General features: G+C 62.4%; 5 protein-coding genes and 1 pseudogene. 5 read left to right on the top strand and 1 reads right to left on the bottom strand.

Annotated elements, in window-relative coordinates; all coding sequences use genetic code 11:
- The first annotated feature begins 131 nt into the window (after window positions 1-131).
- Both M0D64_RS22935 and M0D64_RS22930 read left to right on the top strand, forming a co-directional pair.
- Window positions 132-1,286 carry an IS110 family transposase gene (locus tag M0D64_RS22935; protein ID WP_201124249.1) on the top strand — a complete coding sequence of 385 codons (1,155 nt, stop codon included), beginning with the start codon at window positions 132-134 and terminating at the stop codon, window positions 1,284-1,286.
- 547 nt (window positions 1,287-1,833) lie between these two features.
- Window positions 1,834-2,049, top strand: a pseudogene (locus M0D64_RS22930) (transposase); the annotation flags it as partial.
- A gap of 91 nt (window positions 2,050-2,140) precedes the next feature.
- On the opposite strand, the gene M0D64_RS22925 reads toward M0D64_RS22930, so the two are convergent.
- Complete coding sequence (locus M0D64_RS22925; protein WP_154566170.1) at window positions 2,141-2,275, bottom strand: entericidin A/B family lipoprotein; 135 nt, start codon at window positions 2,273-2,275, stop codon at window positions 2,141-2,143.
- Window positions 2,276-2,451: 176 nt separating this feature from the next.
- Here M0D64_RS22925 and M0D64_RS22920 point away from each other — a divergent pair, with 176 nt between their 5' ends.
- From M0D64_RS22920 to M0D64_RS22910, 3 genes are all read left to right on the top strand, one after another.
- Entirely contained in the window at window positions 2,452-2,763 is a 312-nt protein-coding gene (locus tag M0D64_RS22920) for a hypothetical protein (RefSeq protein WP_154566169.1), read from the top strand.
- 853 nt (window positions 2,764-3,616) lie between these two features.
- Window positions 3,617-4,543, top strand: coding sequence for an ABC transporter substrate-binding protein (locus M0D64_RS22915; protein WP_154566168.1), 927 nt, complete (start codon window positions 3,617-3,619; stop codon window positions 4,541-4,543).
- Window positions 4,543-6,159: an amino acid ABC transporter permease/ATP-binding protein gene (locus tag M0D64_RS22910; RefSeq protein WP_266239640.1), complete on the top strand. Its 1,617-nt coding sequence runs from the start codon at window positions 4,543-4,545 to the stop codon at window positions 6,157-6,159. The genes M0D64_RS22915 and M0D64_RS22910 overlap by 1 nt, the downstream gene beginning before the upstream one ends.
- The last annotated feature ends 64 nt before the right edge of the window (window positions 6,160-6,223 follow it).

Raw genomic sequence — 6,223 nt, 5'->3', positions numbered from 1 at the left:
CCCGCTGCGCGGTTACTATCCGGGCCCGGGCGCGGCAACGACAGCGCCCAACAAGATCCTATGTACAGGAGGGGTCGACGAACTGATACGTAAAATCAACGTGTCGAGTCCTGTTCAAAGGAGAGAGCATCATGCGCACCGATCAGACGTTCACGACGGGTGGTGAAGAGGTGGTGCTGGCGGTCTCACTCGAGCTCGCCGCGGCAAAGTGGAAGGTCGCGCTGCACGATGGCCGGCGCGAGCAGCCGGCCGTACACACGGTGGCGCAACCGCAAGCCGCCGCCCGCCTGCAGGCCGTGCTGGATTTGATCGGCCGGTACAAGGACAAGTGGTCGCTGCCCGCGGGCGTGCGGGTCGTCGTGAGCTACGAAGCCGGCCAGGACGGGTTCTGGATCTGTCGCGCGCTGCATGCGCACGCCATCGAGTGTTATGTGGTCGATCCGGCGAGCATTCCGGTTGAACGTCACAAGCGGCGCGCGAAGACCGACCGGCTTGATGCGATCAAGCTGGTAATCAACCTGCGCGCATGGCTGCGCGGCGAGCGCGACCGCATGCACGTGGTTCACGTGCCGTCGCCGCAGGACGAGGCGTCGCGCCAGCTGATGCGCGATCGCGGCCAGTTGCAGAAGGAGGTGCTGCAGCATCGCGACCGGATGCGCAAACTGCTGGTCACACTGGGTTGCTGGGATGAGGTCGATCACAAACACTTCGCCGACCGGCTCGCTCGTGACGAGGTGAGGTGCCACGACGGCACGCCGCTGCCGCCCGAATTGCGCGAGCGGCTGCTACGCGAGTGTGAACGGCTGGCGCTGGTCAGGCAGCAACTCGCGGCGCTGGAGAAGACGCGACAGGCGAGTGTGCCGGCACCCGCGCGCCAGCGAAGCGATGACCTGGCGCGCCTGAAGGGGATTGGCGAAGTGGGTGCGTCGCGCCTCGCGCTCGAGCTGTTCTGGAGGGAGTTCGACAACCGGCGTCAGGTCGGTTCGTGCACCGGCCTCGTCCCGCAACCCTACGACAGCGGCGAGAGCCACACCGATCAGGGCATCAGCAAGCAGGGCAACCGGCGCGTTAGGTCACTGCTGGTCGAGATGGCGTGGTGCTGGCTGCGCTACCAGCCCGGCAGTGCGCTGACACAGTGGTTCAACCGGCGCACGCAGGGCACGGGACCGAATCGGCGGGCGCGGCGCATCGCCATCGTCGCGGTAGCGCGGCGCCTCGCGATAGCGCTGTGGCGCTATCTGAAGGACGGGATGATCCCTGAAGGAGCGCAGTTGAAGTCGGCGTAAGGCCCCCCAAAGGTTTGGCAGGCAGAAGGTAACGGTAGGTTAGGCAACTATGCAGCACATACGGTCTGGAGTGAACATGCCCGCTAAACGGCCGGGTTGCTAATGCAACCGATTCTCAAGATGGGGCGTGTTCCCGGTAGGTGATTCCGGCGTAACGCGCATACTGGATGAGGCTGGCCTGGTGCCGGCGGATAGAAGGCGGTGAGACACTGGAGTCTCACGGGCGCGACCATCGGCTTCAGACCACAATGGATCGCAGCAATGGTTGACGGCGGTCCCGGGAACAGGCAGCCGCCCTTGCCCCCCGCTACGGCGCTTCCGAACTGGACCCGCCCGAAGGACCTGGTCGATGATTCGTGAGTCAGGTCGTGAAAGGCCTTGACAACTTCCTGCTCATAGAAGGCCGTTTATAGGTGTGCAGTCTGTCTCGCCGCTCAATGCTGGCTGGGTCCCTGACAACTTCGGAGTCCAATCGATGGATGAATGAAAACCGAGCTTGCTAAAAAGGGGAAGTCCTTATAGGTGAGCGGCCGCTCTTTTTGCGAGGTTGGGACATTCGGAGAAGCATCCGGCCGTGCTGCTGAAGATCTACATCTACGGCTATCTGAACCGGGTTCAGTCGAGCCGCCGCCTGGAACGCGAATGCCAACGCAATGTTGAATTGATGTGGCTCACCGGCCGTCTTGCGCCGGACTTCAAGACCATAGCTGACTTCCGCTGTGACAACGGCACCGGCATCCGCAACGTATGTCGCCGCTTCGTCTGCTGCGATGATTGGGAGCGAATGAGTTTGTTGAGTTCGGCTCCTGACTTCGGGTCTTGACTTCGTTGGCGCACTCGCTCAGTTGGTTCCCTTACTTGGATTCCTGTGCCTCATTCTTGATCGCCTGGCCTCCCTTCGAAATGTCCTGGCCTGCGCCCGCCATCGTGTTGCAGCCGCCGAGAACTACGGTACCAGCAATCAGCATCCATGCAATCAATCGAATCATTATCTTCCCCTTGTTCAAATCAGGATCGGACCAGATTAATTTTAGACGATTTTGCCGTCGGCGCTGCCTGTTTCGCCTGTTGGCATCGCTTGACGCGGCATCCGGTGAAGTTCGTTAAGTCTGCTAGGGGTTCCCTTTGATTATGCGTTTTACGGGAGTAGCACGATCTTGGTCTCATGCCGATGCGCTCGTGGAAACCGGCGTTTTGCCCTGTTCCCTTCATTTCGGAAAACGTGGCGTTACCCGTCGATTGGTACGTCGAACCGCGTCCGACAACCTGGGCATTTGAATGGCTCGAAGTTACCTTGCGCCGGCAATGCTGCGAGCGGCTGCTCCTCGCCGGCGAGGTAGCAGACTGGGCATGGAAACGCTTCGTGCGATCGAAGTCGGTGCCACCGATCGATAAACCGCTGAATATCGATAGGCTGGGTGCCGTTCGCTTCGAGGTGGTCGAGAAGCACGTGGAACAGAGCGGGGCTTTGCATTGAGACCTCTGCGGCAATTTCCAGCCATCGTAGCATCCGCCGCCCATGCGCGGCCCGCGCTCAAGCAGTTCCGCGCGCAAGCCACCGTGGATGTTCAGTGCTAGTGTAGTGGTGGGGATTTTTCCCAGTCACCGGGAGAACGCGATGCCGTCAGACCCCGCCACAAAATCCGCCGAGCCACCTTCGCCGCGAGACAAGCCGCTTCCTGCCGCGGCGCCGCAGGCCGAGTCATCTGCACGGGACGCAGATAAAGACGAGCCGGTACCGCATGAGCGCCCGCCAGTCCGATCAGACGACAACTGACTTTCCGCCGCGCCCTCGGTTTAACGGAAGGGTTCGTGTGTGCGGAGGTCAGAGGTCTCTCGACAGGTAGTAGCTACGCACCAGTGAAATCTGAGAGCGACTCGACTGCCTATCTCGGCCGGACTCTCGAAGGTCCGTTCTGCTCAGTTAGCTGCCCTTGCCCTGCTCGAGGGACGCTGCGGCGGTTTCGTCCATGACGTTGGTCACGCGCTGCACCGATTGCGTGTTCTCATCCATCGCAGCGCCGGACGCTTGACGAGCTCGGCGCCAGCTCGCACGCCCCCCTCGAAGTCCTGGATAGTCAGTGTTGTCGCCTCCTCCGGAGCGTCGGCGGCGAAATGGCATTTCGGTCGCGCGGAAGATCTACTGATCGATCTTTCGTGTGACGCTCGATTGCGGTTCGCTGTATGCCAACCTCCTTCGCCTCTGTGCAAACATTTGTGCGCGCTGGAACAAGTATGCGGAATTTCGTCTATCTACCCTTGCGCTGGTGCGATGCAACAAGGCGTACATGGTGTGGGCCATTGCCATCTGCCGCTCAGGGAGTTCCGGGATGTATATCAATCTTGTCGATCACGGGCATGGAGTGCTGCGCGCAGGCGCTCTTGCCCGCCGCTGGCGCGAGCTGGTTCTTGGCGCCGTCAGTCTGCTGGCGCTGCTGATCTCGAGTCACGCACAGGCTGCCGCGCCGGCGCCTGCCGAATGCGCGGCGCTGCAGGCGAAATACCCGCAATTCAAGGGCAAGACACTAATCAACGCGATCAACCCACACACGCCGGGCTATGAAGCGCTGGACCCGAACGACCCGAGTAAATACATCGGCTTCGACATCGACCTCGGCGAAGCGATCGGCAACTGTCTTGGCTTCAAGATGGCGTACAAGCCTGTCTCGTTCGCGGCGCTGCTGACCACGCTGCAAAGCGGCCAGGCCGACATCGTAATCTCCGACATCTATGCGACCGAAGAGCGCGCGAAGGCGGCGGACTTCATCACCTATTCGAAAGTGTTCGACGGCGTGCTCGTCGCGAAGGGAAATCCGAAGAAGATCAGCGGCATCAACCCGACAATGTGCGGCACGACTGCCGCAGAGAACACCGGCTACGTTGAAGTGCCGCTGATCCAGAATCTTGCGCCGGCCTGCAAGGCGGCGAACAAGTCGGAAGCGGCCGTGCAGCTGTATGACAACAACGCGAACGCGATCCAGGCGATTCTCTCGGGCCGCGCCGACACGTACATCAACGATGTGAACACGGTGGACCAGGCGGTCAAGGCGTATCCGAACCAACTCGAAAAGGCTAGTGCAGTGACACTGCCGTATTCGATCGGTATCGGCGTTCCGAAAACTAATCCGGCAATGCGCGCAGCCGTGATGGCAGCGCTTGTCGCGATCCAGAAGGCCGGCATCCAGACTGACTTGCTGAAGAAGTGGTCGCTCGGTGTTGAAAACCTCGAAACCCCCAAGCTGATTGCCTCGAACTGATGAATCTGTTTCTGCACTATCTCGGTCTGCCGTATCTGCTGAGCGGCATCGGTTTTACGATCGCAGTCACGGCCCTCGGGCTCGCGGGCGGTCTGATCGTGGGACTGGTGCTCGCGAGCATGCAACTGAGCAAGGTGGGGCCGCTCGCCGCGATCGCGCGCGGCTACACAGTGATTTTTCGCGGCACGCCGCTGATTCTGCAACTCGTGTTCGCGTACGACGCGCTGCCGCACATCGGGCTGAAGTTGAGCGCGATGGGCGCAGCGGGTCTCGCGCTCGCGGCGAACGAGGGGCCGTTCATCGCGGAGATCCTGCGCGCTGGCGTGCTCGGCATCGACCGCGGGCAACTGCTCGCGGGGCAGGCGCTCGGCATGACGCCGACCGTGCTGCTGCGCCGTGTGATCGCGCCGCAGGCCATCCGCACGATGATCCCGGCGCTCGGGAACGAGTCGGTCAGCGCGTTGAAAAACTCGTCGCTGGCCTCCGTGATCGCGGTCGACGAACTGACCTTGCGCAGCACCCAGCTCGCGTCGTCGACGTTCGATTTCTTTTCGATCTTCTTCGCGTCCGGGCTGATGTATCTCGTGCTGACAGGCGTGATCGCCGCGATCCAGTTGTTCGCCGAAACCGCGCTCGATCTCGATCGTAGCCCGTCCGGGCGCTTCGCACGGCTGCTGCCGTGGCGCCGCGCCGGGATTGCGGCGAACTCGACCGGCGCGGCCCCGACGTTACCCGTCGATGCGCCGTTCGGACCGACGCCGTCGCCCATGCCCAACGCGGATGACCTTCACGCAGAGCGCGCGCAGCGCTACACGGCGCTCCAAAAGCAGAGCGCGACCGTGCAGGTGAAGGGTCTGCGCAAGCGTTACGGCGGGCAGACGGTACTCGACGGTTTCGACCTCACAGTCCGCTTCGGCGAGGTTATTGCGCTGCTCGGGCCAAGCGGATCGGGCAAAAGCACGCTGCTGCGCTGTATCAATCACCTGGAGCAGTGGGATTCGGGGGAAATCCGCATCGCCGGCAAGCGCCTCGGTTTTCGGGTCGATGGTCAGCAGATGACCCAGGGCGATATCGCCAACGAGCGTGCGAGTGCCGGTGTCGGCATGGTGTTCCAGCATTTCAACCTGTTCAGTCATCTGACGGCGTGCGAGAACATCGCGGGGCCGTTGCGCTGGGTGCACGGCATGGCGCCCGCCGATGCCGAGCGCCGCGCGCGCGAACTGCTCGAACGCGTCGGCCTCAGTCATCGCGCCGATGCGTTGCCGCGCCATCTGTCCGGTGGCCAACAGCAGCGCGTCGCGATCGCCCGCGCGCTTGCGCCCAATCCTCGCGTGCTGCTGCTCGACGAACCGACGTCCGCGCTCGACCCCGAACTCGTCGGCGAAGTACTCGACGTAATCCAGCGGCTCGTGAACGAAGGCGGTCTGACGATGATCATCTCAACGCACCAGTTACGCTTCGCCGATCAGGTCGCGGATCGCGTCGTGTTCATGAGCGGCGGCGCGGTGGTCGAACAGGGGCCTGCGCACGAAGTGCTCACACACCCTCGCCATCCTTTGACGGCGCGATTCTTGAGCGTGATGGGCGCCGACGACCGACTCAAAGTCGCGTCGTGACGGCACGCGCCATTCAGCATCGCCCGGCCCTTTGCGCCCGGCGCCTTACGAGGTTCGAACAAAC

This window comes from Paraburkholderia sp. WS6 (genome assembly GCF_030464835.1).
In the GTDB taxonomy this organism is placed as follows: domain Bacteria; phylum Pseudomonadota; class Gammaproteobacteria; order Burkholderiales; family Burkholderiaceae; genus Paraburkholderia; species Paraburkholderia madseniana.
The sequence above is the reverse complement of the archived record's forward strand: the minus strand, read 5'-3'. Positions and strand labels throughout refer to the sequence as shown.

Coding starts and splice junctions, on each gene's coding strand:
- M0D64_RS22935 (WP_201124249.1), top strand. CDS start 132: ATGCGCACCGATCAGACGTTCACGACGGGTGGTGAAGAGGTGGTGCTG.
- M0D64_RS22925 (WP_154566170.1), bottom strand. CDS start 2,275: ATGATTCGATTGATTGCATGGATGCTGATTGCTGGTACCGTAGTTCTC.
- M0D64_RS22920 (WP_154566169.1), top strand. CDS start 2,452: ATGCCGATGCGCTCGTGGAAACCGGCGTTTTGCCCTGTTCCCTTCATT.
- M0D64_RS22915 (WP_154566168.1), top strand. CDS start 3,617: ATGTATATCAATCTTGTCGATCACGGGCATGGAGTGCTGCGCGCAGGC.
- M0D64_RS22910 (WP_266239640.1), top strand. CDS start 4,543: ATGAATCTGTTTCTGCACTATCTCGGTCTGCCGTATCTGCTGAGCGGC.